Origin of the sequence: Grimontia celer, from assembly GCF_900055185.1 — a bacterium.
Classification (GTDB): domain Bacteria; phylum Pseudomonadota; class Gammaproteobacteria; order Enterobacterales; family Vibrionaceae; genus Enterovibrio; species Enterovibrio celer.
The window spans coordinates 557,222-584,133 of record NZ_FIZX01000001.1 but is presented as its reverse complement, the minus strand read 5'-3'; the positions used below and the strand labels follow the sequence as shown (position 1 = coordinate 584,133).

General features: G+C 48.9%; 24 protein-coding genes. 8 read left to right on the top strand and 16 right to left on the bottom strand.

All coding sequences use genetic code 11. The annotated features are described in order from the left end of the window. Nucleotides 1-504: 504 nt before the first annotated feature. From GCE9029_RS02655 to pspA, 5 genes are all read right to left on the bottom strand, one after another. A complete protein-coding gene (locus GCE9029_RS02655; protein WP_062660908.1) occupies nt 505-1,518 on the bottom strand; it encodes a YcjF family protein in 1,014 nt (337 codons plus the stop codon). 8 nt (nt 1,519-1,526) lie between these two features. Next, entirely contained in the window at nt 1,527-2,921 is a 1,395-nt protein-coding gene (locus GCE9029_RS02650; protein ID WP_062660907.1) for a YcjX family GTP-binding protein, read from the bottom strand. A gap of 71 nt (nt 2,922-2,992) precedes the next feature. Then, nucleotides 2,993-3,379, bottom strand: a complete 387-nt coding sequence (gene pspC, locus GCE9029_RS02645; RefSeq protein WP_062660906.1) for an envelope stress response membrane protein PspC — start codon at nt 3,377-3,379, stop codon at nt 2,993-2,995. Beyond that, nucleotides 3,376-3,606: an envelope stress response membrane protein PspB gene (pspB, locus tag GCE9029_RS02640; RefSeq protein WP_002539261.1), complete on the bottom strand. Its 231-nt coding sequence runs from the start codon at nt 3,604-3,606 to the stop codon at nt 3,376-3,378. Before pspB ends, pspC begins: the two co-directional genes overlap by 4 nt. A gap of 27 nt (nt 3,607-3,633) precedes the next feature. Further along, nucleotides 3,634-4,299, bottom strand: coding sequence for a phage shock protein PspA (gene pspA, locus GCE9029_RS02635; protein ID WP_062660905.1), 666 nt, complete (start codon nt 4,297-4,299; stop codon nt 3,634-3,636). Between the two features lie 186 nt (nt 4,300-4,485). Between pspA and pspF the strand changes: the two genes are divergently transcribed. The 6 genes from pspF to GCE9029_RS02605 all read left to right on the top strand — a co-directional run bounded on the left by pspF (nt 4,486) and on the right by GCE9029_RS02605 (nt 10,867). Beyond that, nucleotides 4,486-5,496 carry a phage shock protein operon transcriptional activator gene (gene pspF / locus GCE9029_RS02630; RefSeq protein WP_062660904.1) on the top strand — a complete coding sequence of 337 codons (1,011 nt, stop codon included), beginning with the start codon at nt 4,486-4,488 and terminating at the stop codon, nt 5,494-5,496. Nucleotides 5,497-5,607: 111 nt separating this feature from the next. Then, the gene (gene sapA / locus GCE9029_RS02625) at nt 5,608-7,227 is read left to right on the top strand and encodes an ABC transporter substrate-binding protein SapA (RefSeq protein ID WP_062660903.1); all 1,620 of its coding nucleotides are present in this window, start codon (nt 5,608-5,610) and stop codon (nt 7,225-7,227) included. A 3-nt stretch (nt 7,228-7,230) separates the two neighbouring features. Beyond that, complete coding sequence (locus GCE9029_RS02620) at nt 7,231-8,193, top strand: ABC transporter permease (protein ID WP_062660902.1); 963 nt, start codon at nt 7,231-7,233, stop codon at nt 8,191-8,193. Beyond that, on the top strand, nt 8,180-9,067 hold the full coding sequence (gene sapC / locus GCE9029_RS02615) for a putrescine export ABC transporter permease SapC (RefSeq protein ID WP_062660901.1): 888 nt from the start codon (nt 8,180-8,182) through the stop codon (nt 9,065-9,067). Before GCE9029_RS02620 ends, sapC begins: the two co-directional genes overlap by 14 nt. Next, a complete protein-coding gene (locus GCE9029_RS02610; protein ID WP_062660900.1) occupies nt 9,067-10,077 on the top strand; it encodes a peptide ABC transporter ATP-binding protein in 1,011 nt (336 codons plus the stop codon). The genes sapC and GCE9029_RS02610 overlap by 1 nt, the downstream gene beginning before the upstream one ends. After that, nucleotides 10,061-10,867: a peptide ABC transporter ATP-binding protein gene (locus GCE9029_RS02605; protein ID WP_062660899.1), complete on the top strand. Its 807-nt coding sequence runs from the start codon at nt 10,061-10,063 to the stop codon at nt 10,865-10,867. The genes GCE9029_RS02610 and GCE9029_RS02605 overlap by 17 nt, the downstream gene beginning before the upstream one ends. A gap of 56 nt (nt 10,868-10,923) precedes the next feature. On the opposite strand, the gene pyrF is transcribed toward GCE9029_RS02605, so the two are convergent. The 9 genes from pyrF to GCE9029_RS02560 form a co-directional block, all read right to left on the bottom strand. After that, nucleotides 10,924-11,619, bottom strand: coding sequence for an orotidine-5'-phosphate decarboxylase (pyrF, locus tag GCE9029_RS02600; protein WP_062660898.1), 696 nt, complete (start codon nt 11,617-11,619; stop codon nt 10,924-10,926). Between the two features lie 6 nt (nt 11,620-11,625). Then, complete coding sequence (gene lapB / locus GCE9029_RS02595; protein WP_062660897.1) at nt 11,626-12,795, bottom strand: lipopolysaccharide assembly protein LapB; 1,170 nt, start codon at nt 12,793-12,795, stop codon at nt 11,626-11,628. Between the two features lie 6 nt (nt 12,796-12,801). Continuing rightward, on the bottom strand, nt 12,802-13,086 hold the full coding sequence (locus GCE9029_RS02590) for a LapA family protein (protein WP_002539246.1): 285 nt from the start codon (nt 13,084-13,086) through the stop codon (nt 12,802-12,804). Nucleotides 13,087-13,306: 220 nt separating this feature from the next. Continuing rightward, nucleotides 13,307-13,588 carry an integration host factor subunit beta gene (gene ihfB, locus GCE9029_RS02585; RefSeq protein ID WP_002539244.1) on the bottom strand — a complete coding sequence of 94 codons (282 nt, stop codon included), beginning with the start codon at nt 13,586-13,588 and terminating at the stop codon, nt 13,307-13,309. A 75-nt stretch (nt 13,589-13,663) separates the two neighbouring features. Further along, complete coding sequence (gene rpsA / locus GCE9029_RS02580) at nt 13,664-15,334, bottom strand: 30S ribosomal protein S1 (RefSeq protein WP_062660896.1); 1,671 nt, start codon at nt 15,332-15,334, stop codon at nt 13,664-13,666. A gap of 103 nt (nt 15,335-15,437) precedes the next feature. Beyond that, nucleotides 15,438-16,124 carry a (d)CMP kinase gene (gene cmk / locus GCE9029_RS02575; protein WP_062660895.1) on the bottom strand — a complete coding sequence of 229 codons (687 nt, stop codon included), beginning with the start codon at nt 16,122-16,124 and terminating at the stop codon, nt 15,438-15,440. 165 nt (nt 16,125-16,289) lie between these two features. Then, entirely contained in the window at nt 16,290-17,573 is a 1,284-nt protein-coding gene (gene aroA / locus GCE9029_RS02570) for a 3-phosphoshikimate 1-carboxyvinyltransferase (protein WP_062660894.1), read from the bottom strand. 103 nt (nt 17,574-17,676) lie between these two features. Then, nucleotides 17,677-18,777, bottom strand: a complete 1,101-nt coding sequence (locus tag GCE9029_RS02565) for an ion channel (protein ID WP_062660893.1) — start codon at nt 18,775-18,777, stop codon at nt 17,677-17,679. Nucleotides 18,778-18,986: 209 nt separating this feature from the next. Continuing rightward, entirely contained in the window at nt 18,987-20,366 is a 1,380-nt protein-coding gene (locus GCE9029_RS02560; RefSeq protein WP_062660892.1) for a uracil-xanthine permease family protein, read from the bottom strand. Between the two features lie 303 nt (nt 20,367-20,669). On the opposite strand from GCE9029_RS02560, the gene GCE9029_RS02555 reads away from it, so the two are divergent. Further along, complete coding sequence (locus tag GCE9029_RS02555; protein ID WP_062663101.1) at nt 20,670-21,425, top strand: MBL fold metallo-hydrolase; 756 nt, start codon at nt 20,670-20,672, stop codon at nt 21,423-21,425. A 58-nt stretch (nt 21,426-21,483) separates the two neighbouring features. Here the strand turns inward: GCE9029_RS02555 and serC are convergent, their stop codons facing one another. Together serC and gyrA are read right to left on the bottom strand one after the other, a co-directional pair. After that, on the bottom strand, nt 21,484-22,566 hold the full coding sequence (gene serC / locus GCE9029_RS02550) for a 3-phosphoserine/phosphohydroxythreonine transaminase (RefSeq protein WP_062660891.1): 1,083 nt from the start codon (nt 22,564-22,566) through the stop codon (nt 21,484-21,486). A gap of 255 nt (nt 22,567-22,821) precedes the next feature. Then, nucleotides 22,822-25,455 (bottom strand): DNA topoisomerase (ATP-hydrolyzing) subunit A, encoded by a 2,634-nt coding sequence (gene gyrA, locus GCE9029_RS02545; RefSeq protein WP_062660890.1) that lies wholly within the window; start codon nt 25,453-25,455, stop codon nt 22,822-22,824. 715 nt (nt 25,456-26,170) lie between these two features. Between gyrA and ubiG the strand changes: the two genes are divergently transcribed. Beyond that, nucleotides 26,171-26,884, top strand: a complete 714-nt coding sequence (ubiG, locus tag GCE9029_RS02535; protein WP_062660888.1) for a bifunctional 2-polyprenyl-6-hydroxyphenol methylase/3-demethylubiquinol 3-O-methyltransferase UbiG — start codon at nt 26,171-26,173, stop codon at nt 26,882-26,884. Nucleotides 26,885-26,912 lie beyond the last annotated feature (28 nt).

Sequence of the window (26,912 nt, the reverse complement as noted above, 5' to 3'; positions counted from 1 at the left end):
AGTGGGGCTGACGGCATCCTGTATCCCGGTGTCAGCCGCGTTGAAATGAATAGTCGTTGAGGTTAAACCCTCTAATCCCTGAAAGCGTGAAATATTCAATTAGCTGTATAAAAAAGTGTCAGGAATTGTTGACAGTGAAAGGAGTGTGCGCCTCTCAGGCCATTGAGTCAAGCGGTGCCAATGAAAACGTGAGAGAGCTAATCCTCTCCCTGCAAAAGGAAAACAGCGCCATTGGCGCCAGGGGCTGTTGACCTTTGGTGATGTTTTTTTGCAGCAGTTTGTGGGGATTTTGTGCAAGGCAGAGGCTTCGATGTGTAGCTCGCCTACATGAGAAGCCGATAACGCAGTAGAAAGTCCCCACAAACGCTGCCCGAAGGGTTCAGCCCTAAGCGCTTTATGCTTTGTTGAGATGTATTTGCTTAGAATGACTAGGCGGCATACACCTCGCCGCGCCTAAAGCGCTTATGGCGTAAACAAAATTCAATCACCAAAGGCCAACAGCCCCTAGTTTCCTGGAGTCAGTTTGGTGAGTAACTGCTTACGCATGTCAGACAGCTTTGGGGCGTTTGTACCAATGTAAGGCAGTGGGCGCATTACAGACATGGCTTTGTAACCGAGTCTTGCCGTCAACAGCCCAACACCCAGCCCTTGCGCTGCTCTTGCGGAAAGCTTGCCCGCAATATCGACCGAAAGCAGATCCGTGCCGATATCCGTGATCGCTTCACTGGCGCCAGCAAATGCCATGTTAGCTAACACTAACTTGAGTAATCGAATGCGCGACCAGTAGCCCAGCTTCACACCGTACACGGTAGAAATTTGCTCCAATAGTCTGAAGTTACGCCATGCCACTAGCAACATGTCGGCGATCGCCAACGGGCTAAGTGCCACCATGACCGCAGCTTCTGACGCATATTTGGTCACCATTTTTTTTGCGCGAACGTCTTGCTCTGTCACCACCATCTGGTCGTAAAGCTCGAAGACTTCGCGGTCGTTGTGCGTCGCCGCCAACGACGTCTGCCATTTGTCATAGCCCGCCGTAAGTTCAACGCCTGACTGTTTTGAGAGCTTCTCGCAGACGCCTTTGGCTTTGCCAATACCTTCAGCCGCCATGATGGCGGTGACTTCTTCGCGTTCGTCCTGTCGGCCTTTCAGGCGACGGAGTGCCAGAAATTCGCGCCCCAATGCGCCTAAGCCCATCACTGCAATACCAGCAACAAAACCACTCCAGCCGACCGTCAGCCAATCTCCGCTCTGCACTGCTGTCCAGACAGAATCAACCGTTTGCCAACAGACCAAACCAATGCCTGCTGCTGCCAGCGCGCGCAATCCCCATCGTTTTTTTCTGGGAGAGATTAGAGTCGCTTCCAATGCTTTTTCGGCATCACTTTCTTCTTCCACGCTGGTGACAGCAAACGATGTGTTGTCCTGCTCAAATTGACGTTGAAGCGTCAGCTCAGGCGATTCATCCTGTTGTTTTTCAGGCTCATCAAACACGACGGCTTTTTTATAATCGTTCATCTCGCCTCCTACCTCAGTTTGTCGCCCAGCAAATATTGCAATGCCTTGTCCACGCGAATATGCGGCAAAGGCTCGTCTACATCGGTTTGCATCGGTCGGAACTGACGAAACTCGAATTGGTTATCCTGCCAGAAGGACTCTCCAGGTAACCTCGACGGCACATCACCCGGGTACATCAACATTGGCTCACCATTTTCCAACGTGCCACGCAGTGCAGACATGGTTTCACCCTGATGATTGACCATGCCAGGCTCAGTCGCTTGAATAGAAGCGAGGCTGACACACTCCATATCGATACCCTCAAACGCGGCAGTTTGCCAGGCTTCATGGATCAGCTGCTGAAGCAGAGAAACCAGATTCGGATGCTGGTCTGGCGTAACATGATCAGCTTTGGTCGCCGCAAAAAGGATCTTGTCGATACGCGGCGCAAAAAGTCGGCGCAGCAAGCCACTCTTACCGTAGCGGAAGCTTTGCATTAACTGCTCCAATGCCATTCGCATGTCGTTAAACGACGCTGGCCCGGCATTCAGCGGTTGCAGGGTATCCACCAGCACAATCTGTCGGTCGACTTTGGAGAAGTGCTCCTGATAGAAGCCTTTCACAATGTGCTGGCAGTAGTAATCGTATCGCTGTTTCAGCATGGCGTAGTTGCTACCTTTCGGCGCGTTCGCCAGTTGGCTTTCACCATACTTATTGCCAATCAATGGGAAAAACTGGAGCACGGGTGCACCAGCATATTCGCCCGGTAACACAAATCGGCCCGGTTGCACCCAATGCAGTCCCCCTTCTTCCTTACAGGCATGGAGGTAAGCAGTAAATTTCGCCGCCATCTCGCCAATCAGTTTCTCATCGGCATCCGCTAACGGGTCGAAACTGTCGACCGCTTCCAACCAATCCTCCGCCAGTTCTTTGCGCTTACCGGTCAAGATGCCACTTTGTTTACGCGACCATTCATCAAAACTCATGGAAAGCAGCGGCAAATCAAGCAGCCATTCGCCAGGATAATCAACGATATCGAGATACAGCGTCGCCGTATCCTGCAACAACTTCATCGCCCCTTTTTCAGGTCGATAACGAATTTCCAGCCTAATCTCGCTGACATCACGCGTTGGAGAAGGCCAAGTTGGCGGATGCGCGCGCAATGATTGAATGCCAAGATCGTAGTCAAAGGCTGGAATATGAAGCTGACTCTGCTGAACACGTCGCGCACCGAGAACACGTCCTTCGCGGACAGGCGCAAACAAAGGCATGCGCGGATTGGTCGCGCTGTGCAGCAACTGATTGATGAGTGAGGTGATAAAGGCGGTTTTACCGGCACGGGAAAGCCCCGTCACTGCAAGGCGAACATGTCTGTCGAGACTACGGCTCACCCATTTATTCACCTGACGCTTCACTGAATTCATAAATAGCAGCACCCCTCAAAAGATAAATCCCCCGCGATAAAAGCGGGGGATAACGTCATCATGGATTTTGATTAGAGCTTTTTGAACTGTCGATTCAATTCGTACTCTTTTGATGTTACATACGCTTCCATTTTGGCAACGTCTTGTTCCATCTCTCCCATTTCATTATCAATATCAGCCAGCAATTGGCTTGCTGATTTCCCTTGTTGCCAAGGTTTTTGTTTCACTTGATGCTCTTTGTAGTGGAAAGTACGCTTTGCCTCTTCCGGCGGCATTTTTTCAAGGATGAGCATGGCAGCAATGTATGCCACGATAACGAAAAAGCCCAGTCCCATCAGAAATGCCGTCACAGTCAGGATCCTCACTAACCAGATTTCCATCCCGAAGTAATCGGCGACACCTGCACAAACGCCACCGATCTTCCCGTTTACAGGATCACGATACAACGTTTTGCTCATTGTCTATGTCTCCAATTTGGCGCTTCCTCATCAAGAATGCGCTCCAGAGAATGAATGCGGTCTTGCAATGCTTCCGCTCGGTTTGCCAGGGCTTGCAATTGCTCAAACTCATCACCACTCAAGCCCTGACCGACTTGTCGTTTACTGCGGTAGTGGAGCCACAACCACAGTGGTGCAACGAATACAAAAAACACCACCAGTGGAATTGAAAGAAACGCCATTGACATGCCTACTCCTTACCTTTTGTGAGGGGCTTATTCTTTGTCCTTAAGTTCCGCTTTCATGCGCTCAAGTTCTTTTTCGATTTCGTCCTGCGCTTGCAGGTCTGCAAATTCGTCTTCAAGACGCTTGCCTTTACCGATGCTGTAGCTGTCTGCTTCTGCTTCCAGCTCATCAATACGGCGCTCGTATTGCTCGAACTTTGCCAGTGCTTCATCAGTGCGGCCGGTATCGAGTTGGCGACGAACATCGCGGCGTTTGCCAGCGGCTTCGCGGCGAATCACCAGCGCTTGCTGACGGGCACGGGTTTCTGCCAGCTTGGTTTCAAGCTCTGCGATTTCGTTACCCAATTTACCGATAGTTTCATCGACCAGATTGTACTCTTCTTTGAGAGTCAGCAAGACATCGTGCACTTTTTGCTTTTCAATCAGTGCTGCGCGAGCCAGATCTTCACGAGACTTCTGAAGTGCTAGCGTCGCTTTTTCCTGCCAATCGGTCAGTTGACGCTCAATGCCTTCGATTTTACGCGCCAGTTCTTTTTTGTCTGCCAGCGCACGTGCTGAAGAAGTGCGAACTTCAACCAGTGTGTCTTCCATTTCCTGAATGATCAGGCGAACCATTTTTTGTGGATCTTCTGCTTTATCCAGCAGTGAATTGACGTTAGCGTTAACAATATCTGCAAAGCGAGAGAAAATACCCATTGTGATGCTCCTTATTGCCGAATGCGCTCTGTGCGCTTACAGGTGAGGGAAAACCTCATTTGCCAGATATACATCAAGTCCCGTGCCAACTTTTATATCCTATATATTACAACAAGTTAACTCATTACGTGCATTTTCCCCTCATAAGGGTATGATGAAATAAACTAACAGTTGGCAAATTTCACCATGCAGAAACCTGACAACCTCATTGGCGAATCCGATCACTTCCTTTCCGTTCTCGATCATGTCTCCCGTCTTGCGCCGCTCGACCGCCCCGTTCTGATTCTGGGGGAGCGAGGTACAGGTAAAGAGCTTATCGCCAAACGCCTGCATTATTTGTCACGCCGTTGGGATGGCCCGCTGGTCAGCCTGAACTGTGCAGCATTGAGTGAAGGCTTGATTGACTCTGAGCTGTTTGGCCATGAAGCCGGTTCATTCAGTGGCGCAAAAGGAAAGCACAAAGGTCGTTTTGAGCGGGCGGAAGGCGGCACTCTGTTTCTGGACGAATTAGCAACATCGCCACTTGGCGTGCAGGAAAAGCTCCTTCGTGTCATCGAATATGGTGAATATGAACGCGTGGGCGGAAGTGATGTGCTGAGCGCTGATGTCAGGCTAGTCTGTGCAACCAATGAGAATTTGCCTCAGATGGCCGATGACGGTGAGTTTCGTGCAGACTTGCTCGACAGGCTTGCTTTTGATGTTATCCATCTTCCACCGCTTCGTGAGCGTCAGGGAGACATTCTGCTTCTCGCCGAATATTACGCACTGAAGATGTGTCGTGAACTCGGTTACAGCTACTTTTCCGGCTTTTCGACGGAAGCAGTGAAACTACTCAACACCTATCGCTGGCCGGGTAACGTACGTGAACTGAAGAATGTTGTAGAGCGCGCCATATACCGTCACGCTGACGAAGGTAGCGAGATTGATGCGGAAGACATTCAACTCGACCCATTCAAAGCGCCCTGGCGAAACGAAAAGCGTGCTGAGAAGGCTGAGTCGAAATCAGAAATCACCTTCCCACTCGACTTGCGTCAATGGCAGCAAGAGCAAGAGAAGGAAATTGTTGAAAAGGCGATGGAACAGGCACGATTTAATCAACGACGCGCCGCAGAGCTGCTTGGCTTAAGCTACCATCAAATAAGAGGGTTGCTGCGAAAATACAATCTGGTTGGTGATGAAAACACCGATTCGGCATAAGTTTTTCGCCAATTGTTCTGAAATTACCCAGATATTTGCGCCGCCACTTGGTGACTCCGTTGCTTCAGTGGTAAATTAAAACACTTAACTTTATCACCTAATCATTGGCTTATGAGCGCTTTAGGCCGCTTGCTACTGGCAAGCGTAACCATCCTCTTCTTAGCAGGATGTGAAGACCCGTTCTCTGACAACGCTGCGCGTAACCGTGGTTTCATTTATTGCGGTCCGGGTCAACCTAACACCTTCAATCCACAGTTGACCGATGGCGGTCTGACCGCTGATGCGCTCTCCAGCCAAATCTATGATCGGCTTCTTCAGCTCGACCCACAGACTTATAAACCTGTTCCTATGTTGGCACAGAGCTGGGAAGTAAGCCCAGATGGTAAGGAGTACGTTTTCAATCTCCGCCAGAGCGCCAGTTTTCAAGTTACTGACTGGTTCATTCCCCATCGTGGCGTAAATGCAGAAGATGTGGTTTTCAGCTTTAAAAGATTGATTGACCCTGAGCATCCTTTCCACACAGTTTCGGGCGGCGACTATCCGTGGTTTGAAAGTATGGATTTTGCAGGGTTAGTTGATGATGTCATTGCACTTGATGACTATACAGTCAAATTCGTCTTGTCTCGACCTGATGTGTCATTCCTATCTACCCTCTCAACCACTTATGCGGTCATTCATTCTGCGGAATATGCTGAACATCTGTTAACGAAGGGAACACCAGCCAAAATTGACTCACACCCTGTCGGCTCAGGAGCCTTCTATCTGGATGAATACGAACCTCACCGCTTCATTCGATTGAAAAGGCACTGGGGATACTGGAATGGTGCTGCGCCTATGGAGCAAATCGCCTATGACATCAGTAATCGAGGAACAGGTTCGCTAAGTAAGCTCATCACCCGAGAATGTGATGTGCTTTCATCGCCCATTGCCAGCCAGCTTTCTGTTATCGAAAATAACCCCGACTTTGTTCTAGCCTCACAGACTGGTATGAACGTCGCTTTTCTTGCGCTCAATACCCGCCACCCTGCGCTTTCAGAATTGGAAGTTCGTCAGGCTATTAGTCTGGCAATCAACCGCGACGCTCTCATTCAGTCGGTTTACTACGGTACGGGAACACCTGCGAATGGCATGTTGCCGCCAATGTCATGGGCGTATAACGAAAAGTCTTACGTGGCTTTCGATCCCCAACTCGCTCTAAGCTTGATGGCGAAAGCTGGCTACCGTCATGGCTTTGAAGTGGACTTAATTGTGCCTTTAACGCCCAAAGCCTATAACCCAAGCCCAAGAAAAACGGCAGAGTTAATTCAGGCGAATCTGGCACCCATTGGTATCACGGTCAATATTATTGCGCTTGAAGACATCAACCGTAAGTTATTACGTGATGACATTGATGAGCTTGGTATGGTGCTAACAGGATGGATTGCAGATAACGGTGACCCGGATAACTTCCTGAGACCATTGCTCTCCTGCAACGCCAAATTCACTGGCTGGAACCTCTCCAACTGGTGCAACCGTTATTTTGACCGCTTCATTGATTCTGCAATTGCCACCGACGAGCGAAACGAACGCCGCAACCTGTATTTGCAGGCACAACGCATTCTTAATGACCGCATGCCAGTTATACCGCTGGCACACGGTGTTCACTACCAGGCGCGAAATGCGTCACTTCAGGGCATCACGTTAAGCCCGTTTGGAGACAAGTCTTTTGCTAACGTATCCAGGAGCCGCTGATCTATGTTGATCTACGCCATTCGCCGGCTCAATCTTTTCATTATCACGCTGCTGATCCTAAGCATGATCGGCTACAACATCGTCAAGCTCGACCCACTCTCAGTGTTTAATCAATACGAATATTGGGCAGGTTGGGCACAGTATCTGCGCGAGATCATGCAAGGCAATCTTGGCATTGCAGCCAATGGCCAGCCGGTAACAGAGTCTTTATCCCGCGTATTCCCCGCAACTCTGGAACTTTGCTTCTTTGCTTTTCTAGTCGCCTTGTTACTGGGTATTCCATTTGGCACTTTAGCAGGCATTCGCCGTGGCTCTTCCACAGACATGGTCATTTCATCGCTCACGCTGGTGACTTTCTCCATGCCGATCTTCTGGATGGCTATCCTGATGATCATGGTGTTCTCGCTCTATTTGGGCTGGTTGCCGGTATCAGGCCGTTACAATTTGCTTTTCGAAATCCCAACCATTACCGGTTTTGCATTCGTTGATGTGCTGTTGTCCAATCACCCACAGCGCAGTCAGGCGTTGGAGGACATTATCCGCCACCTCATTATGCCGACACTGGTGCTGGCTGTGGCGCCAACAACCGAAATCATCAAGCTATTGCGTGATTCCGTTGCAGACGTGATGAGCCAAAACTACATCAAGGCAGCTGCGACAAAAGGGTTGTCTAAATCGGAAATCGTCATGCGCCATGTGCTGAAAAATGCCCTACCGCCAATTATTCCTAAGTTCGGCATCCAAATTTCAACCATGATGACCTTTGCCATCATTACCGAATCTGTCTTCAACTGGCCAGGTATTGGTACTTGGCTGTTGGATGCACTGAGCTTCCAGGACTATGTTGCCGTACAAGCTGGTGTGCTTGCTGTCGGTAGTGTGGTTCTGATCGCGAACATTTTCTCTGATCTGACCGGAGCTGCTATCAGTCCTCTGGCAAGGAAGGAATGGTATGCCCTCAAATAGTGTTTATTTAGAAGAGCGCATTCCAACGCAACTTGAGCGCTCATGGAAAGCGTTTCGGGAAAATACCCTTGCGGTGTTCGGCTTCTGGTGTTTGTGCATTTTACTTTTGGTCACCATCTTGGCACCTTGGATTGCTCCATATGGCGCACAGTTCCAGACTGGTGAGCTGCTCATGCCACCTTCTTGGGACACCAAAGGTACAGTTGATTACTTTCTGGGTACCGATGATCTAACGCGGGACATGCTTTCCCGGCTAATTGAAGGCTCCCGACTCACCTTTGGCTATGCGGTACTTGTCGCTTTGGCTGCAGGTGTTCTGGGTGTACTTATTGGTATTCTGGCGGGTATGACCTCGGGCCTGAAATCCAGCTTCCTGAACCACCTTTTGGATACAGTGTTGTCTATTCCCTCTCTGCTGCTAGCCATCATTGTCGTCGCGTTTCAGGGGCCGGGAGAACTGAGTATTTTGCTGGCGGTCTGGCTCGCACTGATCCCACGCTTTATCCGCGCGGTCTACACTGCGGTCCATGCGGAAATGGAAAAAGAGTACATTCTGGCAGCGCGTTTGGATGGGGCGAACAGCTTCTATTTACTGTATCACTCCGTATTACCTAATATTCTGGTAACACTGAGCACAGAATTGACCCGCGCGATTTCGGTAGCCATTCTGGATATTGCAGCACTGGGTTTCCTTGGCCTCGGCGCGCAGGCGCCTTCTCCAGAATGGGGTGCAATGCTGGGCGATTCGATTGAACTGGTGTTCACCGCACCTTGGACGGTGACCTTGCCAGGACTGGCTATCATGATCAGCGTACTTGTCGTCAACCTGGTGGGTGATGGCATTACTCAAGCGATTAACGCGGGGACAGAATAATGCCGTTGTTAGATATTCGACACCTGACGATAGAAATCGAAACACCGCAAGGTCTGGTCAAAGCGGTCGACCGCATGAGCCTGACCATAAGTGAAGGTGAAATCCGTGGTTTGGTGGGTGAATCAGGCTCGGGTAAGAGTCTGGTAGCCAAAGCCATCTGTGGTGTCACTAAAGATAACTGGCGCGTCACTGCTGACCGCTTACGTCTTGGCGATATCGACTTGCTAGCTCTACCAGCGCGTGAACGACGTCATGTGGTTGGTAAAGACATCGCCATGATTTTCCAGGAGCCTTCTACTTGTCTAGACCCATCTGAGCAGGTGGGTTACCAATTGGAAGAAGCGATACCATCCGGTTCGTTCAGTGGCAGTTGGTGGCAAAGGCTGTCTTGGCGTAAACAGCAATCCATCGCGCTGCTGCACAAAGTGGGGATCAAAGACCACAAGCGCATCATGAAGAGCTATCCGTATGAACTCACGGATGGCGAATGTCAGAAAGTGATGATTGCGATGGCCATTGCCAACCGCCCTCGCCTTTTGATAGCGGATGAGCCAACCAATGATTTGGACCCGATTACACAGGCTCAAATCTTTCGTCTGCTCAGTCGCACCAACCAACTGGCAAACACAACGATTTTGTTGATCAGCCACGACCTGACTACTGTGACCCAATGGGCGGACCGAATTACAGTAATGTACTGCGGGCAATCTGTTGAATCAGCAGGGCGCAAGCAGATCCTGCAAGCGCCTCATCACCCTTATACCGATGCGCTCCTTCGCGCGATGCCTGACTTCAGTCAGGACATTCCGCACAAGAGTAAACTGGAAGCCTTACCCGGCTCGATTCCTCCTTTACAGCATTTGCCAATAGGCTGTCGTTTAGGTCCTCGTTGTCCTTATGCACAGCGCAAATGTGTTGAGGTTCCTCGGACACGTAAAGTGAAAAATCATAAGTTTGCCTGTCATTTCCCACTCAATATGGAAGTCAAAAAGCATGACCGCACTGCTTGAAGTCGATGGCTTGTGTAAAAACTATCAATACCGCACAGGTCTTTTCACCAAGCGGGTGATAGAAGCGGTAAAGCCGGTTTCTTTCTCCATCGAAGCGGGCGAGACCTTGGCATTTATTGGAGAGAATGGTTCTGGTAAATCAACTCTTGCCAAGATGCTCGCTGGCGTTGTGTCACCAACGGGTGGTGAGATACGTGTGAATGGTGAAGTGCTGGGCGCAAGCGACTATCAAACCCGCTGTAAGCTTATCCGGATGATTTTTCAGGATCCCAACACGTCGTTGAATCCACGAAATCAGATAGGGCAAATTCTCGAAGCGCCACTCAAGCGAAACACCAATATGACGCCTCAAGAACGCGAACGACGTGTTGTCGATACGCTACGTCAGGTGGGGCTGCTTCCCGAACATGCCTACTTCTACCCACAAATGCTGGCAACGGGTCAAAAGCAACGTGTATCCCTCGCTAGAGCCCTAATCCTTCAGCCTTGTGTCATCGTCGCAGATGAAGCATTGAACGGACTGGACATGTCGATGCGTTCGCAGATCCTCAACCTACTTTTAGAGTTGCAGGAGTTGATGGGACTTTCCTATGTTTACGTGTCTCAGCACATGGGAGTCGTAAAACATGTCGCCGATAAAGTCATGGTGATGCAAAACGGCGAAGTCGTTGAGTCCGGTACTACCCAACAGGTCTTCACTGCCCCCGAACACGCATTGACGCAAAGACTGATAGAAAGTCACTTTACCGCGCCAACACTCGACAGGCGTTCTAGATACCATATGGCCTAATGTGAAAAAGCCCTGCAATGCAGGGCTTTTTATTAACTTTTCAAATGCTGTTGGCGTTATGCCAATGATGCATTGATTTCCGTCAGCACAGCCATTGGGTCTACAGCCTTGGTGATCGGACGACCAATTACCAGATAATCAGAGCCAGCCGTTACTGCCTCTACCGGTGTCATGATACGTCGTTGGTCTCCCGCATCGCTGCCCGCAGGGCGAATACCAGGCGTCACTAGCTTAAATTCCTGACCAAGCGCGCTTTTCAACATCGCAGACTCATGCGCTGAACAAACCACACCATCAAGGCCGCTGTTACGGGTCAGCGTTGCCAGCGACATCACATGTTCCTGTGGCTCGCGGCCAATACCGATACCCGCCAAATCGCTTTGCTCCATGCTGGTCAGCACCGTTACGCCAATCAGCATTGGTTTATCTTTACCATAAGGTTCAAGCGCTTCACGTGCTGCCACCATCATGCGCTCGCCGCCACTGGCGTGAACATTCACCATCCAAACACCCAGTTCTGCTGCTGCAGCAACCGCTCGCGCACAGGTATTTGGAATGTCATGGAACTTAAGGTCAAGAAAGACAGTGTGTCCACGCTCGTGCAGTTTACGAACGTAGTCAGGGCCATACAGGGTAAACATTTCCTTACCCACTTTCAGGTGACAGCTGCCTGGCTCGATGCGATCGACAAACGCCAGCGCCTGATCAATGTTTGGGTAATCCAATGCAACAATTACTTTAGGGTCCTGCATTCCTAATTATTCTCCGTCTAGGCCTCGTATCGGTTTTATCGACCCCCAGCCTTTACAGGACGGACAATGCCAGTAAAGCGAGTGAGTCGAAAAGCCACACTTTCTACAGCGATAGTGTGGCTTCACTTTTAATTGTTCCTCTACCAAGTGCTTCAATGTGTTCAAGCTGGTTTTACCGCGGCCTTCTTCTGCTTGTTCTACGTGCAGTTGCATCAGCTTGTGGAAGCCTTTCATGGTAGGGTTTTTCGTCAACTGACGGGTGAGGAAGCTTTGTGCCATGGCTGCATTTTCATGATCACTGATAATGTCGGACATCATCAGTTCTGCCGAAGCACCAGTGTTCTTCTCAATACAACTTTTCAAGAAGCGAACCAAGGACATTTCTTTGCCCATTTCGCTATAACATTTATCCAGCAGCGGCAAAGCTTCACTAACAAAATCCGGGTCTTGCTCTAGAACTTGCTCAAGCACTCTCGCTGCATCTTTATAATCTTCATTGCCAATATCAAGACGGGCAAGCATCAAAGAAGCGCGCACACAAGCTTTGTCAGTGGCCAGGGCTTTCTTAAGAAGTTGACGAGCACCTTTCTCATCATTATCGCCCATAGACTGCATCGCCAGCTCACAGTAGAAATGGGAAATATCGCGCTTGAGCTTACTCTTACCACCTTTAACCAACTTGCTAGCTATATCGATCGCCTTTTCCCATTCACGGGTTTGCTGATAAATAGCAAGAAGTTGCTGGAGGGCGAATTCTTTGTAGTCAGGCTCATCAACAAGTTGGTGGAAAATCTTTTCTGCTCGGTCAAAAAAGCCGGCAACCATATAATCTTTAGCAAGCTGTTGAAGTGCAAGGTTGCGCTGATCAAGCGTGAGATTTGGACGGGCAATCAGATTTTGGTGAATGCGAATAGCACGGTCTACCTCTCCGCGGGAGCGGAAAAGGTTACCGAGAGCAAGGTGGGTGTCTATCGTCTCGTTATCGACCTGGAGCAGTTCTATAAAAAGGTCAACCGCTTTGTCAGATTGGTCTGACAGAAGAAGGTTAAGACCTGCGACATATTGTCTTGATAGATGATGCGACTGATCCTGTCGACGATGACGAGCATTCCTGTTACCCATATACCAACCGTAACCGGCGGCAATTGGCAGCAACAGAAACAGCAGCTCTAGCATTTACGCTTATTCCTTAACAGGGTCCGTACGCAGTTTGTCCAACTCTTGACGCTGCTTGTTTACCTGCTTTTTCAACATGGCTGCAGACATACGTGCTTTTAGATAAAGCATGCCGCAGATCAACCAGCCAAGCGCAAAACCAGTGCCAAAGACTACGCCCAAAAGTAGAGATAATCGAAACTCTCCCTGTGCCACCAGATAATTGAAGTTCACAACTTCCTGATTCTGTGCACCAAGGGCGAGTGTGATAAGAAAACACAGGACGAGTAATACGATACCAATAATCTTCACAGTCACTCCCTCATTATTCTCTCCGGTTCAAGATGCTCAACATGTTGCATCAAACACTTACCGGACTCTTATACCTAAATCCCCTCGGCAACTGCCATGCCCAGAAGAAGAGATTTGGGTATATATGTGATTATGCAGCAATTTGGCTTGTCAGACCATTGCAATGGGCATAAAAAAAACGGCATACGAATAGCATGCCGTTTTTTTATTCGAAATCGAATCAGCTAATGTTGACTCGGTCGCGAAGCTCCTTGCCTGGTTTGAAATGAGGGACGTACTTGCCGTCGAGCTCAACCTTGTCACCAGTTTTTGGATTGCGTCCAACACGAGGAGCGCGATAATGCAAAGAGAAACTACCAAAACCACGAATCTCGATTCTGTCACCTTCCTCGAGTGTAGTGGCCATGTGTTCAAGGATTTCCTTGATGGCATCTTCTACCTGTTTGGCAGAAAGATGGGTTTGTTGACTACATAGTCTTTCGATCAACTCAGACTTGGTCATGATCACCCCGCTTTTAGTATGTTTCTCAACAGTATAACTGTAGAGGGAGAATTTTTCCCCCTCACTTCACATTAATTATTCGCTTTTCGCAGCTTTGAACGCGTCAGCCATTGCATTACCGAACGCGCCTTCTTCAGCTTTGTTCAGAGTTGCCATTGCTTCTTGCTCTTCAGCTTCGTCTTTCGCGCGAACAGACAGGTTGATTACGCGGTTCTTACGGTCAACACCGGTGAACTTCGCTTCAACTTCGTCGCCAACAGCCAGAACCAGAGTCGCATCTTCAACGCGGTCACGTGATGCTTCAGAAGCACGCAGGTAACCTTCAACGCCTTCGATCAGCTCAACGGTTGCGCCTTTAGCGTCAACTGCAGTTACTTTACCCTTAACAATCGCACCTTTCTTGTTGTCAGCAAGGTAGTTGTTGAATGGGTCTTCTTCCATCTGCTTGATGCCCAGAGAGATACGCTCACGCTCAGCATCTACTTGCAGAACAACTGCAGAGATTTCGTCGCCTTTCTTGAAGTCGCGAACTGCTTCTTCGCCTGCAACATTCCAAGAAATGTCAGACAGGTGAACCAGACCGTCGATGCCGCCGTCCAGACCGATGAAGATACCGAAGTCAGTGATTGACTTGATCTTACCAGTTACGCGATCGCCTTTGTTTTGCATTTCTGCAAACGACTGCCATGGGTTAGCTTTACATTGCTTCAGACCCAGGCTGATGCGACGACGCTCTTCGTCGATGTCCAGAACCATAACTTCAACTTCGTCACCCACGTTAACAACTTTAGATGGGTGAATGTTTTTGTTAGTCCAGTCCATTTCAGAAACGTGTACCAGACCTTCAACGCCTTCTTCGATTTCAACGAAGCAGCCGTAGTCCGTCAGGTTGGTTACGCGACCAGTCAGTTTGTGACCTTCTGGGTAACGGTTAGCAATTGCTACCCATGGATCTTCACCCAGTTGCTTCAGACCCAGTGATACGCGAGTGCGGTCACGGTCGAACTTCAGAACTTTAACCAGAATCTCGTCACCTACGTTAACGATTTCTGATGGGTGCTTAACGCGTTTCCAAGCCATGTCAGTGATGTGCAGCAGGCCGTCAACACCGCCCAGATCTACGAATGCACCGTAGTCGGTCAGGTTCTTAACGATACCTTTAACTTCCATGCCTTCTTGCAGAGAAGCCAGCAGTTCATCACGCTCAACGCTGTTTTCAGATTCGATAACTGCGCGACGAGAAACAACAACGTTGTTGCGCTTCTGGTCCAGCTTGATAACTTTGAACTCCAGCTCTTTGCCTTCAAGGTGAGCAGTGTCACGTACTGGACGTACGTCAACCAGTGAACCTGGCAGGAACGCACGGATGCCGTTCAGCTCAACAGTGAAACCGCCTTTAACTTTACCGTTGATAACACCGATAACAGTTTCAGCTTCTTCGTAAGCTTTCTCCAGTTGGATCCAAGCTTCGTGGCGCTTCGCTTTTTCGCGAGACAGTTGAGTCTCACCGAAACCATCTTCAATCGCGTCCAGTGCTACATCTACTTCAGCACCAACTTCGATTTCCAGCTCGCCAGCAGCGTTTTTGAATTGCTCAGCTGGGATAGAAGATTCAGATTTCAGGCCTGCGTCAACCAGAACGTAACCGTTCTCGATAGCTACTACAGTACCTTTAACGATCGCACCTGGGCGGGTTTCTAGCTCTTTAAGAGATTCTTCAAAGAGTGAAGCAAAAGATTCAGTCATTAATTTAATCTTCAATATTTAAACTACCACGGGTGTCCTACCACGTGGGGTTGATAGTAATGTCAGTCATCATCCTTGCGACCAACGGTTTAAACCCGCTGCTTCAAGAAGCAACGGTAAGTTTACTTTCAATATAGGACAATGCTTGCTCTAGCACCTGCTCAATGTTGAGAGAGGTTGAATCCAGAACTAAAGCATCATCTGCGGGACGCAATGGTGCAACTGCGCGGTTGCGGTCACGATCATCACGTTCCTGAATTTCGCTCAAAAGGCGGTCAAAGTTAACATCTAACCCCTTTAGTTGCAACTGATTCATGCGGCGCTGAGCGCGTTCTTCAGCGCTTGCATCCAAGAAGATTTTCACTTCCGCTTTAGGAAATACTACTGTGCCCATATCGCGACCATCAGCTACTAATCCCGGAGCATCTGCAAACGCGCGTTGACGACGCAACAAAGCTTCACGAACGCGCGGTAATGCCGCGACTTTGGATGCCGCCATGCCAGTTTCTTCTTTGCGCAGCTCGCTGGACACATCCTCGCCTTCGAGGATCACCTTCACCAACTCACCTTCCGCTTTGAACTGCACATCTAAATGGGCAGCCAGCGGTACCAAAGCGTCTTCTGAATCAGGATCAACACCATGGTGAATTGCTGCCAGCGCAAGCACACGATAGATGGCGCCTGAATCGAGCAAATGCCAGCCCAGCTTCTCCGCCAATAGCATGCAAAGGGTACCTTTTCCGGCACCGCTAGGGCCATCAACAGTAATTACGGGTGCTTGGGTAGACATAGAATTCTCCAGATCGTTTTAAAATAGAGCAACTTAGTTGATGAATACTCACCAACTTACTGCGAATTACTCCATAGAATCGGTGGCGTATTATAGGGAAGTCTGGGCAAAAAAAACAGGCCAGCGAATCGCTGGCCTGTTGTCTGTCACTGACAATCTGTTTCTTTAACTTTCCGACAAGGAAGCCAGTTTATCGAAGTAGTCTGGAAAGGTTTTAGAGGTACATTTTGGGTCATTGATGGTCACTGGCGTATCACTGAGCGCCACCAATGAGAAACACATCGCCATACGATGGTCATCGTAGGTATCAATCGCTGCATGTTGCAGGTTTGGTGTCGGAGTAATAGTGATGTAATCTTCACCTTCTTCGACTTCCGCACCAACTTTACGCAATTCTGTGGCCATAGCCGACAGGCGATCCGTCTCTTTAACACGCCAGTTATACACGTTACGGATAGAGGTAGTACCTTCCGCAAACAGCGCTGCTGTAGCGATGGTCATCGCTGCGTCAGGAATATGATTAAAATCCAAATCGACGGCTTTCAATTCACCGCGACGTGCAATCACATAATCATCACCCCACTCTATTTCAGTGCCCATCGCAGCCAGTGCATCTGCAAATTTCACATCACCCTGAACGCTCTTTTTACCAATTCCCGTTACTTTTACTTCACCACCTTTGATTGCCGCAGCAGCCAAGAAGTAAGAAGCAGATGACGCATCACCTTCAACAAGGAAATCGCCTGGCGCGATGTATGATTGATTACCCTTAACATGGAAGGTCTGGTAATCGCTATTTGCGACTTCAACACCGAACTGCGCCATGATGTGCAAGGTGATATCAATGTAGGGCTTTGAAACCAAATCGCCTTTGATTCGAATATTGGTATCACCACTGAAAAGAGGTGCCGTCATCAAAAGCGCAGTCAGGAACTGACTTGAAATCGTACCGTCGATTTCTACGTCGCCACCTTGAATGTCATTACTGACAATTTTCAGTGGTGGGTAGTTTTCATTTTCCAGATAGGTCACGTCTGCACCGACTGTGCGCATCGCATCGATCAGGTGTCCAATTGGGCGCTCCTTCATACGAGGCTCACCCGTCAGTACATATTCACCTTCGCCAAGGCAAAGCGCCGCCGCCAGCGGGCGCATCGCAGTGCCAGCATTACCTAGAAAAAGTTCGAGGGGTTCAGACGTTTTAAATGCGCCACCCAGACCTTCGACTTCACACTCGGTTTTGTCGGCTGACAGACGATAAGTCACCCCCAGCTTGCTCAGTGCATTGAGCATGTGGCGAATATCATCACTATCCAGCAGGTTGGTCAGGCGGGTTGTGCCTTTAGCCAGCGCGGCAAGTAAAAGCGCGCGGTTAGAAACACTTTTAGAACCGGGAAGATTCACTTCACCGTTAATTTTAGAAATGGGTTGTAACGTCAACTGCTCCATCTGAACAAAATAAATCCTTAATTTTTCGTATCTCGAGAGTAACGAAAAAGCAGCGCCGGGGCTACCCTTTGCTGCTTTTAAAGACCGATTAGTATTGTGGAGTTTAACGGGTCATTTTCTTAACGAAAACCACAACGAACAAAGCTATCGTAAAGCTTCCAGTGAATGCTTCTGATGCAGCGACTAACCGCGACATTCCTATTGGTATAAAGTCACCATAGCCGAGCGTTGTAAAGGTCACTACGCTGTAATACAGACAATCAAAAAACGCCATCATATTGGCGTCAAAGGCTTGAGATTGTTGGAACCCGACATACTCCCCAGCAAATTGGATGCCGGTGAAGAAGTAGATCATCGCACACAGAAAAATTAGCGCCAGGGAGAAAAACACGACCCGAATAGGACTTTCTCCGTACCCACAAAAAAGGTCAACGGTTTTCGACATCGCCCGCTGAGTGGAAAACAAAGGCATTTGATATCGTCGCATGGTCAGTTCTTTTTGGAGGAAATGCCCTGCCATGGTGAAAATGCCCTGTGCTTCTGAAGCTTTTCGTAGATCCCGATAAATTTCTTCAGACTGCTCGTAAAGGTCGAGTGCTTTTTCCATGTCCCCCTTTTTCTCGGCGACCCGCCCTTCCACCTCTTGCTGTAAGGTGTCACCAATCTTGATGTTATCAATCTTGGTATCAGTGAGTTTCACGCCAAGCAAGTTGCATTTTAGAAAACTGGCGCAGTGAATATTGGCGTCATGCAAGTCGGCTTTCATCAAACTGCCGTGATCAAACTTGGCGTTGAACAGGTGTGCATTAGTCATGTTGGAGCGGTAAAAGTTAGCGTAGCTAAGGTCATAGCCCCCACCAGGCCCATGCTTCACCAAATTCACATCAACGAGATTGGCGCGCTTGCAAATAATCCCCCGCAGCTGCCCACCGCGCTTAGCATATTTCTCAAGCTTCTCTTTTACATCCGGCTGGTCTTTTGGGGTATTTTCATCGTGCCAGAAACAAAAGCCCGACTCTCCTGCGGGTTCATGACAGCAATGGGCTTCGCCATCAGGATCCTGATATTGGCATGTCATGACTTTTTGCTCTGGGTTATCAGTTAACTGGCTGTTGTAACTTTCCTTTTCACTTCCCTGCATACCTTCTAATTGCGACTCCATGTCTGCACCTTTCAGGTCAAGTGATTCAGAACGATTCGACATAACTGCACCTCCACTTTCTCAGTATAGAGACAAGCCAGAAAAAACAAGAAAACGATCTGAGGTCAGAGATTAGAGATTAGAGATTAGAGATTAGAGATTAGAGATTAGAGATTAGAGATTAGAGATTAGAGATTAGAGATTAGAGATTAGAGATTAGAGAAGGATAGCGGCGTTAAGTATTGCTACTGCTACCCTTCTAGCAAAGTGCGTTAACTTTCCTTAGGCTCGCTGTCCGGTGGCAACACCAAATTCAGGATAATCGCTGTCAAACCACCTGCCGCCATGCCCGACGAGAGAATGTTTTTAATCCACTCAGGCATAAACTGAAGGATTTCTGGCTTCTGAGCGATACCTAATCCCATTGAGAATGAAAGCGCCATGATGAGAATCGCGCGTCGGTTAAGCTCACAGCGGGAAATAATACGGATACCCGAGGCCGCAATCGTACCGAACATCACGATGGTTGCACCGCCTAGTACAGGTTCCGGAATCAGCTGAACCAGCGTTGCTACTCCGGGCAGCAGGCCCAAAATCACCAGCATACCCGCAACAAAGTAACCGATATAACGGCTTGCTACGCCTGTTAACTGGATAATGCCGTTGTTCTGACTAAACGTAGAATTAGGAAAGCTGTTCAATACCGCTGCCAATGCCGAGTTCACACCATCCGCCAATACACCGCCTTTGATTCGTTTCATGTAAATAGGCCCTGACACTGGCTGCTCCGATGTTTCCGACGTTGCTGTAATATCACCAATCGCCTCCAATGAAGTCACCAAAAAGACGATAATGAGAGGAATAAGTAGCGCAAAGTCGAACGAGATGCCGTACTGCATAGGTTGCGGGATGGCAAAGAAGGCGACATCTTCTGTTGGCGCGCTGTTCACCATACCCAAGGCATAGGCGATGATTGTGCCGACTGTCATCGCGATCACAATCGACGATACACGCAGATAAGGATTATCGATACGATTTAAAAAGACGATCACAGCCAGCACTGAACCCGCCAACAACAGATTTTTCAAATCACCGAAGGTGCCGTTTTCTATCGCGGCATAACCGCCACCCATCGAGGTTAGACCTACCTGAATCAGCGTCAAGCCAATCAGGGTAACGACGATACCAGATACTAGCGGCGTAATAATACGCTGCGCATGTTCCAGCACACGTGAAAGGAAAACTTCAGTTAGGGAAGCAACCATAATGGTCCCGAAGATCGCCGCCATCATTGTTTCCGTTGGCGTACCGCCTGCCTTCATCGCCAAACCAGCGCCAATAATTGGTCCTAGAAAGTTAAAGCTTGTGCCTTGAATGGAAAGTAGCCCCGATCCCAGCGGACCGAACGTACGGATTTGGATAAACGAAGCAATACCCGACGCAAACAGTGACATGCTCACGATGGTGTTGGTGTCACTCGTAGGAAGCCCAAGTGCCTGGCAGATGATTAAAGAGGGCGTCACCACTGCGACAAACATAGCTAAAAGGTGTTGGAAAGCAGCGAAAAGCGTTTGTGGCAAGGGTGGCCTGTCATCCAATCGATAGACGAGTTCCGATGGACGAGCGTTTTCTGATGGGCGCTGAGAGCTCATTGTTATACCTATTTAAACTCACTCGCTGCAATACGCTGAATGGGTAGAGCAGTTGATAGAATGCTTCTCTCTGTGATTGCTGTTACTCAGAGCATTCAATCAGTTAAGTGATTGGGCTGAAGGAAATTTCGCGCCATTCTATCCGGGAAAAAACCAAAAGCAATCGGTTGCGGAAACCGTTTGCGCCAAGTGCTTACGCTTTGTTCTGATTTAACACTTCAACTACAAATATGCAGAAAAATTGATACGAATGGGTATACTCTCACTGGTCTGATGAGAGAGGAGTCCCACGTGTCGACACTGATCAAACTGCACCAGTTAGACGGCTACATTCAATCCATTTACCTTGCTGAGCATCAGCATGGACTCTTGCTCTTAGATGGCTGCAGCCGGGCTGACGTTGATAAAGTTTGCCAGTTCATCACCGAAGAGCTGAACCGCTCTTTAAATGATCTGAAGTTGGTCGTCGTCACTCACATGCACCCCGACCACGCGGGTGGAGCGGTGAAACTTCGAGAGTTATCGGGCTGTCAGATAGCCACAGCCAACGTCCCAGGCAACTGGTATCAAGGACTGGATGGTGTGCTGATGCATTGGAGCGACTTACTTTTGGCAAAGTGGGTGGCCAAACGGAAAGGCCAACCAGCAAAAAACATTTGGTACAACAGAAAGCTGAAAGCAGATGTAATGTTGAATGATGAAGAGCCACTGCCCGGCTTTACTGAATGGAAAGCGCTTTTTACCCAAGGGCATACCGATCGCGATTTGTCTCTATACCATGAACCAACGCATCGAGTTTATGTGGCCGACTTAATGGTGACAGTCAAAGGGCGTTACATTCCGCCTTTTCCCGTCTTCTACCCTAATCGCTACAAAGCGTCGGTCGATAAAATCGTACAACTAAAGCCTCGAGGCGTCTGGCTTGCCCATGGCGGTGAAATTGAATTAACGGAAGAAATTATCGCTCATTTGAGAGCTCGTTCACCGAACCGCCCGATCACCCATTGGCGCTCGGTGAAAGCGAAAGTCAGGCGTGCAATTTTCAAAAAAGCGGCGTAAAAAAACCGCCAGTTAACGGCGGCTTTTAGAACACGGTGGTAAGCGCAAACTTGGCTTATTACGCGTTTTTGGCTTCGAAGTCTTTCATAAAGGCAACCAGTGCCTGAACACCTTCCAAAGACATCGCATTGTAGATAGATGCACGCATACCACCCACATCACGGTGGCCTTTCAGCGCTTTCAGACCAAGCGCATCTGATTCAGCCAGGAATTTCGCATCAAGCTCAGGATTCACCAACTGGAAAGGCACGTTCATCAAAGAACGGTTGTCAGCATGGATGTTGTTCACGTAGAAGTCAGAACCATCAATGAAGTCGTAAAGCAACGCAGCTTTCTCTTCATTTTTCTTCTGCATGGCTTCCACGCCACCCTGCTCTTTCAGCCATTTGTATACTTCACCCGCCAGATACCAACCAAATGTCGGTGGCGTATTGAACATAGACTCTTTATCTACCAGCGTGGCGTAGTTCAGTACGTTCGGCAGGAAGTCTTTCGCTTTGCCCAGCAGGTCGTCACGAACAATCACCAGCGTGATGCCAGCAGGACCGATATTTTTCTGCGCACCCGCGTAAATCACACCGTACTTAGACACATCGATAGGACGAGACAGAATCGTCGAAGACATGTCTGCCACGATTGGCTTGTCTGTTTCTGGCAAATCCCGGATTTCAATCCCGTCAATGGTTTCGTTTGGACAGAAGTGAACAAACGCAGCATCGTTACTCAATTTCCAGTCTTTCGCAGGCAAGATCGCGCGTTTGCCATCGATTTCCGTTTTTACTGTTACCACGTTAGGTGTGCAGTATTTTTTGGCTTCTTTTACTGCACTGGCTGCCCAGTACCCACCGTCTACATAGTCAGCAATGGTGTTGCTGCCCAAAAGGTTCATTGGCACCGCTGCAAACTGCGCACGGGCGCCGCCTTGTGCGTAAAGAACATGGTAGTTGTCAGGAATAGACAGCAGTTCACGGAGGTTTTTCTCGGCTTCTTCAACAACAGCCAGAAATTCCTTACTGCGGTGAGAAATCTCCATGACGGAAGTGTCCAAGCTGTTCCAGTTAGTCAGTTCACCCTGTACTTTTTCCAGAACCGCTTCCGGCAACATCGCCGGGCCAGCAGAGAAGTTATATACCTTTTCCATGATTTTTGAATGCTCCTGCATTAAATCGCTTATTTATGGCTTTCTAATTTTGTCACTGAGGAAATCCATTCCCGACAACGCCCGCAAATGGGGGCAGAGAGAAGCCGTGATGAATTGTTATTCGTTTTGTTTTATCACCTTTCGCAAGCGATTGGAACGGAAAGTGTTGATCTAATGACGACACAATTAAAAAGGGAATAAAAAAAACGCAGCGAATGCTGCGTTTTTTTCAGATTGATGAATGCAGGCCAGGAATTACTCCTCGGTCGCTTCTCCATCTGTTGAGTCTTCTGCTGGTGCTTCGGCAGTTGGTTGAACTTCTGCGTCAACTTCACCGTCTTCATCCAATGGCAGCAACTCTTCATCAGGCTCATCGATGCGCTGAAGGCCAACCACTTTCTCGTCTTCCGAGGTACGGATTAGCGTCACACCCTGGGTGTTACGGCCAACCTGGCTGACTTCTGCCACACGGGTACGTACCAGCGTACCTGCGTTGGTGATCATCATGAATTCATCACCGGTTTCTACCTGAACCGCACCAACTACACAGCCGTTACGCTCAGAAACCTTGATAGATACAACACCCTGAGTTGCACGGCTCTTCGCTGGGTACTCAACAAGCTCAGTGCGCTTACCGTAACCGTTTTCAGTTACCGTCAGAACATCACCGTCATTGTGAGGAACAATCAGAGAAACAACTTTGTCGCCCTCTGCCAGTTTGATACCGCGAACACCAGCCGCGGTACGGCCCATGCCACGAACCTGGCCTTCGTTGAAGCGAACAACTTTGCCAGACTTCGAGAACAGCATGATGTCGTTATCACCAGTAGTGATATCAACGCCAATCAGGGAGTCGTTTTCACGCAGATTCACTGCGATGATACCTGCGCTACGAGGACGGCTGAAATCAGTCAGCGGTGTCTTCTTCACAGTACCGTCACCGGTTGCCATGAAGACGAACTTGTCTTCTTCGTACTCTTTAACAGGAAGGATCGCAGTGATGCGCTCGTCCTGCTCCAGAGGCAGCAGGTTAACAATCGGTTTACCACGAGCAGTACGTGATGCCAACGGCAATTGGTAAACCTTCAGCCAGTACATACGGCCACGGCTTGAGAAACACAGAATAGTATCGTGTGTATTCGCCACCAGAAGACGCTCAATGTAGTCTTCTTCTTTCATTCGTGTCGCTGACTTACCTTTACCACCACGACGCTGCGCTTCATAGTCAGTCAGAGGCTGATACTTCACGTAACCTTCATGTGACAGGGTCACAACAACGTCTTCCTGATTGATCAGGTCTTCGATGTCGATGTCAGCACTTGCAGCTGTGATTTCAGTGCGGCGCTCATCGCCAAAACCATCACGAACAGCAGTCAGCTCTTCGGTGATCACTTCCATCAGACGCTCAGGACTGGACAGAATGAACATCAGCTCGCCGATCAATGCCAGCAGCTCTTTGTATTCATCCAGGATCTTCTCGTGCTCGAGACCTGTCAGTTTGTGCAGGCGCAGATCCAAGATAGCTTGCGCTTGTTGCTCAGTCAGGTAGTACTTACCATCACGAACACCGAACTCGTCTTCCAGCCACTCAGGACGTGCAGCATCAACACCGGTTGCTTCCAGCATCGCAGCTACAGTACCCAATTCCCAACCACGGTTTTGCAGCTCTTCGCGCGCAATCGCTGGGGTTTGTGCATTACGGATCATCTCGATGATTTCATCGATATTCGCCAGAGCAATGGCCAAACCTTCAAGGATGTGTGCACGGTCGCGGGCTTTACGCAGTTCGAAAATAGTACGACGTGTCACCACTTCACGGCGGTGATTCACGAAGCACTTCAGCATGTCTTTAAGACCAAACAGGCGTGGCTGGTTGTTGTCCAGCGCAACCATGTTGATACCGAAAGAGGTTTGAAGCTGAGTTTGTGCGTACAGGTTGTTGAGGATAACCTCACCTACCGCATCACGCTTACATTCGATAACAATGCGCATACCGTCTTTGTCAGACTCATCACGCAGTGCACTGATACCTTCAATCTTCTTATCTTTAACCAGCTCGGCGATCTTCTCGATCAAACGCGCTTTGTTCACCTGATAAGGGATTTCGGTAACGATGATGGTTTCTTTACCGTTCTTCTCGACTTCGATGTCTGCTTTTGAACGCAGATAAATCTTGCCACGACCGGTGCGGTAAGCATCTTCAATGCCTTTACGGCCATTGATCATTGCAGCAGTTGGGAAGTCTGGGCCAGGAATGTGAGTCATCAACTCTTCAATCGTGATGTCTTCATTCTCAATGTACGCCAAACAACCGTTAATCACTTCTGTCAGGTTATGCGGAGGAATATTGGTCGCCATACCTACGGCGATACCGGAAGCACCGTTCACCAGAAGGTTTGGAATACGGGTAGGCATTACCTCTGGGATCTGTTCAGTACCGTCGTAGTTAGGAACGTAATCGACAGTTTCTTTATCCAGATCAGCCAACAGCTCGTGGGCGATTTTCGCCATGCGAACTTCGGTGTAACGCATTGCTGCCGCTGAGTCGCCGTCAATCGAACCGAAGTTACCCTGGCCATCGACCAGCATGTAACGCAGTGAGAACGGCTGAGCCATACGAACAATGGTGTCGTAAACAGCGCTGTCACCGTGTGGGTGGTATTTACCGATCACATCACCAACAACACGCGCAGATTTTTTATATGCTTTGTTCCAGTCATTGCCCAGTACATTCATCGCGAAAAGAACGCGGCGGTGTACAGGCTTCAGGCCATCACGCACATCTGGAAGAGCACGACCCACGATAACTGACATCGCGTAGTCGAGGTATGAGCTTTTCAGCTCCTCTTCAATGTTGACGGGCGTGATCTCTTTAGCAAGATCGCTCATGGAGCCAATATCCCTCAGGTAAGTATGTCAAAAATGACTACGTGCAAGACAGGTGAGAATACCATAAAAGCGGGCAAAGAGTCACAGCCTAAACCCGAGATAAATCACGAATTACTCTTATTTTGGCGCTCTAACGCACGACAGGGCCAAAAAACGCTCAATGACAGGGTGGAACCAGCAAAATTTGCCAAAAAGGCTGAGAAGCGCTCAGGCGTCTTTTTTCATATCCAAAGCCGGCTAAATCGCCTTTCAACAGAGAAAACCACCTACTTCACGGATCCGGATGTAATAAAGGAGGGAAAAGTACAATGGGAACCTGCTCTCAATATCCCTTTTTTCTGTAGGGGAAAATACCCATGACACAGCAAAGTGTCGCTAAGAAAAATTGGGGGTGCGCTATGTTACATCAAGCAATCAATGCGGTGGGTATGGCAATCATTGTTGGAAAATACACTTTGTTAGGGCTTCTGGCTGCTGTTGCCGTTACCAATGCCGCTTAACTTTTATCCAACACGATAACCATCTACTTTTCCAATCTCGCCGGGGGTCTGCCTCCGGCTTTGTGATCTCCTCGCTCAATCTTTATCTATCCATCAGCCGTAGTAACATTCAAATCATAAAGACTTCAACCTTGCTGTATTGAGCAATGAATCTTCCACCTGCAATGGCAATCAAAACGGGTATAATGGAAAAAAAATTTAGGGATAAGATGTAGATGACAACCCAACTCAACGTCGATCCGGCGGAAATTCAAAAATTCGAAGACATGGCTTCCCGTTGGTGGGACCTGGAAGGTGAGTTTAAGCCTTTACACCGAATCAATCCCCTTCGCCTCAACTATGTGATTGAGAAAAGCTGCGGGATTTTTGGCAAGAAAGTACTCGATGTGGGTTGTGGTGGCGGTATCTTGGCAGAAAGCATGGCACGAGAAGGTGCCGATGTAACCGGCCTCGATATGGGCAAAGAGCCACTAACGGTGGCACGTTTGCACGCGCTAGAAACAGGCACGACTGTCTCTTACGTACAATCTACTGCCGAAGAACATGCTGAAGCACATCAGGGCCATTACGATGTGGTGACCTGCATGGAAATGCTGGAGCATGTACCCGATCCTGCTTCTGTGATTGCTTCCTGTGCGAAGATGGTAAAACCGGGCGGTCACGTATTCTTCTCTACCCTAAACCGCAATACTAAATCCTGGTTGTTTGCGATTGTTGGTGCCGAGCATGTGATGAAGATTGTGCCTAAAGGCACGCATGACCATAACAAGTTCATCCGCCCTTCTGAGTTGCTGAAGATGATCGACTACACGCCACTTCAGGAACAACACATGACAGGATTACATTACAATCCACTGACGGATCGATACTGGCTGTCACCACGTAATGTGGACGTGAATTACATCGTACATACTCAAAGCCCGGACTAATCCGGGCTTTATTTTGAGCGCCAAAACC

Excerpts from the sequence above, each read along its gene's own strand:
- GCE9029_RS02605 (WP_062660899.1), top strand. The coding sequence starts at position 10,061 with ATGACCGCACTGCTTGAAGTCGATGGCTTGTGTAAAAACTATCAATAC.
- GCE9029_RS02610 (WP_062660900.1), top strand. The coding sequence starts at position 9,067 with ATGCCGTTGTTAGATATTCGACACCTGACGATAGAAATCGAAACACCG.
- gyrA (WP_062660890.1), bottom strand. The coding sequence starts at position 25,455 with ATGAGCGATCTTGCTAAAGAGATCACGCCCGTCAACATTGAAGAGGAG.
- GCE9029_RS02650 (WP_062660907.1), bottom strand. The coding sequence starts at position 2,921 with ATGAATTCAGTGAAGCGTCAGGTGAATAAATGGGTGAGCCGTAGTCTC.
- GCE9029_RS02655 (WP_062660908.1), bottom strand. The coding sequence starts at position 1,518 with ATGAACGATTATAAAAAAGCCGTCGTGTTTGATGAGCCTGAAAAACAA.
- pyrF (WP_062660898.1), bottom strand. The coding sequence starts at position 11,619 with ATGCAGGACCCTAAAGTAATTGTTGCATTGGATTACCCAAACATTGAT.
- ubiG (WP_062660888.1), top strand. The coding sequence starts at position 26,171 with ATGACAACCCAACTCAACGTCGATCCGGCGGAAATTCAAAAATTCGAA.
- pspB (WP_002539261.1), bottom strand. The coding sequence starts at position 3,606 with ATGTCAATGGCGTTTCTTTCAATTCCACTGGTGGTGTTTTTTGTATTC.
- GCE9029_RS02560 (WP_062660892.1), bottom strand. The coding sequence starts at position 20,366 with ATGAGCTCTCAGCGCCCATCAGAAAACGCTCGTCCATCGGAACTCGTC.
- cmk (WP_062660895.1), bottom strand. The coding sequence starts at position 16,124 with ATGTCTACCCAAGCACCCGTAATTACTGTTGATGGCCCTAGCGGTGCC.
- ihfB (WP_002539244.1), bottom strand. The coding sequence starts at position 13,588 with ATGACCAAGTCTGAGTTGATCGAAAGACTATGTAGTCAACAAACCCAT.
- sapA (WP_062660903.1), top strand. The coding sequence starts at position 5,608 with ATGAGCGCTTTAGGCCGCTTGCTACTGGCAAGCGTAACCATCCTCTTC.
- rpsA (WP_062660896.1), bottom strand. The coding sequence starts at position 15,334 with ATGACTGAATCTTTTGCTTCACTCTTTGAAGAATCTCTTAAAGAGCTA.
- aroA (WP_062660894.1), bottom strand. The coding sequence starts at position 17,573 with ATGGAGCAGTTGACGTTACAACCCATTTCTAAAATTAACGGTGAAGTG.
- serC (WP_062660891.1), bottom strand. The coding sequence starts at position 22,566 with ATGGAAAAGGTATATAACTTCTCTGCTGGCCCGGCGATGTTGCCGGAA.
- pspA (WP_062660905.1), bottom strand. The coding sequence starts at position 4,299 with ATGGGTATTTTCTCTCGCTTTGCAGATATTGTTAACGCTAACGTCAAT.
- GCE9029_RS02565 (WP_062660893.1), bottom strand. The coding sequence starts at position 18,777 with ATGTCGAATCGTTCTGAATCACTTGACCTGAAAGGTGCAGACATGGAG.
- pspC (WP_062660906.1), bottom strand. The coding sequence starts at position 3,379 with ATGAGCAAAACGTTGTATCGTGATCCTGTAAACGGGAAGATCGGTGGC.
- lapB (WP_062660897.1), bottom strand. The coding sequence starts at position 12,795 with ATGCTAGAGCTGCTGTTTCTGTTGCTGCCAATTGCCGCCGGTTACGGT.
- sapC (WP_062660901.1), top strand. The coding sequence starts at position 8,180 with ATGCCCTCAAATAGTGTTTATTTAGAAGAGCGCATTCCAACGCAACTT.
- pspF (WP_062660904.1), top strand. The coding sequence starts at position 4,486 with ATGCAGAAACCTGACAACCTCATTGGCGAATCCGATCACTTCCTTTCC.
- GCE9029_RS02620 (WP_062660902.1), top strand. The coding sequence starts at position 7,231 with ATGTTGATCTACGCCATTCGCCGGCTCAATCTTTTCATTATCACGCTG.